The sequence below is a fragment of the Kineococcus vitellinus genome (assembly GCF_009906315.1).
Taxonomy (GTDB): Bacteria; Actinomycetota; Actinomycetes; order Actinomycetales; family Kineococcaceae; genus Kineococcus; species Kineococcus vitellinus.
The window spans coordinates 1-2989 of sequence record NZ_JAAALL010000405.1 but is presented as its reverse complement, the minus strand read 5'-3'; the positions used below and the strand labels follow the sequence as shown (position 1 = coordinate 2989).

Here is a 2989-nt window from a genome sequence, read left to right as displayed (position 1 = left end):
GTCCCCGGCGGCGCCGCCCCGCCAGGCCGTCCCAGGTGGTGCGGCCGGCGTCCGGCGGCAGGGCGGCGCCGCCGGGGACGGCGACGACCGCGGCGCCCGCGGCGGTCCCCGCGGCCACCCCGGGCGGGGAGTCCTCGACGACGACGCACCGCCGCACGTCCACGCCCAGCAGGTCGGCGGCCCGCAGGTACGCCTCCGGGTCGGGCTTGCCGCGCACCACCTCGTCCCCGGTCACGACGACGTCGAACGCGCCGGGGCCGGCGCTGCGCACGACCTCCTCGGCGATGCCGCGGAAGGACATCGTCACCAGGGCCGTCGGGATGCCGGCCGCGCGCACCGCGTGCAGCAGCTCGCGCGCGCCCGGCCGCCACGGCACCCCGCCGCGCAGCCGGTGGCGCACGGCGGCGACGACCTCCTCGACGACCTCGGCGGCACCCGCGCGGGCGCCGGCGCGGATCGCGACGGCCGCGGTGGCCCACAGGTCCGCGCCGACGAGGTCGTCGCGGTCCCGGGCGCTCAGCGCGCCGCCGCCGGCGGCGACGAGGTCGGCCACGGCCTCGGTGAACCAGGGCTCGGTGTCCACGAGCGTGCCGTCCATGTCCCACAGGACGGCGGCGGGCAGGTCGGTGGGTGGGGCGGTGCGTGGGGTGGCGGGCGGCCCGCTCACCGGGCGACCGCGGCGGCGGTGCAGCGCGTCAGCACCTCGTCGAGGCGTTCCACCAGGAGCGCGACGTCGGCCTCGGTGGAGACCAGGGGCGGCCGCACCTTGAGGACGTCGTTGTGCGGGCCGGCGACCGAGACGAGGACACCGCTCTCGCGCAGGCCGTTGACGACGTCGAGCGCGAGCGCGCCGTCGGGGGTGCGGGTGACGGGGTCGCCGACGAGCTCGACGCCGAGGAACAACCCCGCACCGCGGACGTCGCCGATCGCGGGGTGCCGCTGCGCGAGCGCGCGCACGTCCGCGCGCAGCCGGGCGCCGAGCTGCTCGGAGCGCTCGGCCAGCCCCTCGCCCTGCACGACGTCGAGCACGGCCCGCGCCGCGGCCACCGGCACGCTGCTGCCGCCGAAGGTGTTGAAGTAGGGCACCTCGGCGCCGAAGCGGCCGACGACCTCCCGCTTGCCGACCACGGCGCCCACGGGGATCCCGTTGCCCATGGGCTTGCCGAGGGTGACGAGGTCGGGCACGACGCCGTGGCGGGCGAACCCCCAGAACGCCGAGCCGGTGCGGGCGAACCCGGGCTGCACCTCGTCGGCGATGAACAGGGCGCCGGCCCGGTGGACGGCCTCGAGCGCCGGCCCCAGGACCGCCGGGTCGGACAGCACGCCGTCGGAGGCCATGATGCTGTCGACGAGGAAGGCGGCGGGGCGCACGCCGCGCTCGCGCAGCCCGTCGAAGGCCTCGGTGATGCGGGCGGCGAACCACGCGCCGAGCGCCGGGCCGCCGCCGAGGCGGTAGGCGTCGGGGGCCGCGACGACGGCCGTGGACGGGCCCAGCGGCTGGTCGCCGCCCATCGCGGGGGACACCTCCGCCAGCAGCGCGGTCGTCCCGTGGTACGCCTCGGCGGTGACGACGACGCCGGTGCCGCCGGTGGCGTGCCGGGCCACGCGGATCGCGAGGTCGTTGGCCTCCGAACCGCTGTTGGTGAACATGACCGTGTCCAGGGCCGCCGGGAAGGTGGCCACCAGCTGGTCGGCGTAGTCGAGGACGCCGCGCTGCAGGTAGCGCGAGTGGGTGTTCAGCACGCCCATCTGCCGGTGCACGGCCTCGACCACCGCCGGGTGGCAGTGCCCGATGCTCGCGACGTTGTTGTAGGCGTCCAGGTACTCGCGCCCCTCGGCGTCCCACACCCGGGTGCCCGCGCCGCGCACCAGGTGCACGGGGCGGCGGTAGAAGAGGCGGTAGCTGGGGCCGAGGACGCGCCGGCGCCGCTGCACCAGCCGCTGGTCCTCGGCGGGGAGCGCCGCCGCGTCGGCGGAGGAGAAGCTGTTGCCGTCGAGGATCGTCGAGGGAGGCACGGGGAGCCCTTCGGGTCGGGAGGTCGGGAGGTCGGTGCTCAGAGGGCGGCGAGCCACTGCGGCCAGCGCGGATCGGCCATGCTCGCGCGCGCCCGGGCCAGCTTCCAGGTGCCGTACTTGTGGTAGTCGAAGTCCCAGCTGTCGTTGAGCCGCTGGTTCACGCAGCCCCACAACCCCCACTTGAGGTCGGCCAGGGCCACGCACACCCGCACGCGGGCCACGACGTCCCAGGTGGCGGCGCCGTAGAACTCCTCGATGCACTCCATCGCGCGCGGTTCGTCGTAGAAGAACTCCGCGAGGACGAGCGCGAGGTCGTAGGCGCGCTCGTTGTTGGAGGAGAACTCGAAGTCGATGAGCTTCATCGGCCCGCCGGCGGAGAGCAGGAAGTTGCCCGGCATCGGGTCGTTGTGGCAGGGCACGAGGTCCAGGCCCGAGGCCTCCAGCGCCGCGCGGGCCGCCCGCGCCTCCCGCAGCAGGACCCCCGCGGTCGCGGGCAGGGGGACCCCCAGCTCGTCGACCTGGCGCAGGTGCTCGTCGACCATGTCGAAGACCGTCTTCGTCACCGGCAGCGGCCCGACGCCGTGGAAGGTGCGGAACAGCCCGATCACGGAGCGGGCGACGTCGGCGGACTTCATGTCGCCGTTGGTGCAGGCGCGGTAGCCGTCGAGGAACTCCACGACCTCCACGCCCGTGCCCGGCTGGAAGTCCACCAGGCGGGGGCTGATCCCGGCGGCGGCCGCGAGCTGCCCGGCCCGGCAGGCGTTGGCGCGGTCGATGAAGGCGTCCGTGCCGGCACCGGGCAGCTTGACGAAGTACTGCTGCCGCTCGTCGGGGAAGCGCACCCGCCAGTTGCTGTTCTGCAGGCCGCCGAGGACGGGGACCGCCTCGAACGGGCGCTCGGCCCAGCCGGGCACGGCCCGCACGGCGCGCTCCACGGCCGTCGGCCCGGCCGCGGGGGCGGCGAGGTCGGGGG

The 2989-nt window shown here is 76.3% G+C and carries 3 protein-coding genes; all 3 read right to left on the bottom strand.

The genetic code is table 11. The features are described from left to right. The coding region (locus GTQ99_RS21605; RefSeq protein ID WP_166617754.1) for an HAD-IA family hydrolase at window positions 1-667 on the bottom strand (667 nt) is incomplete at its 3' end. After that, window positions 664-2016 carry an aminotransferase class III-fold pyridoxal phosphate-dependent enzyme gene (locus tag GTQ99_RS21600; RefSeq protein WP_166617753.1) on the bottom strand — a complete coding sequence of 451 codons (1353 nt, stop codon included), beginning with the start codon at window positions 2014-2016 and terminating at the stop codon, window positions 664-666. The genes GTQ99_RS21600 and GTQ99_RS21605, both read right to left, overlap by 4 nt. 38 nt (window positions 2017-2054) lie before the next feature. Beyond that, the coding region (locus GTQ99_RS21595; protein ID WP_205707979.1) for a choline/ethanolamine kinase family protein at window positions 2055-2989 on the bottom strand (935 nt) is incomplete at its 5' end.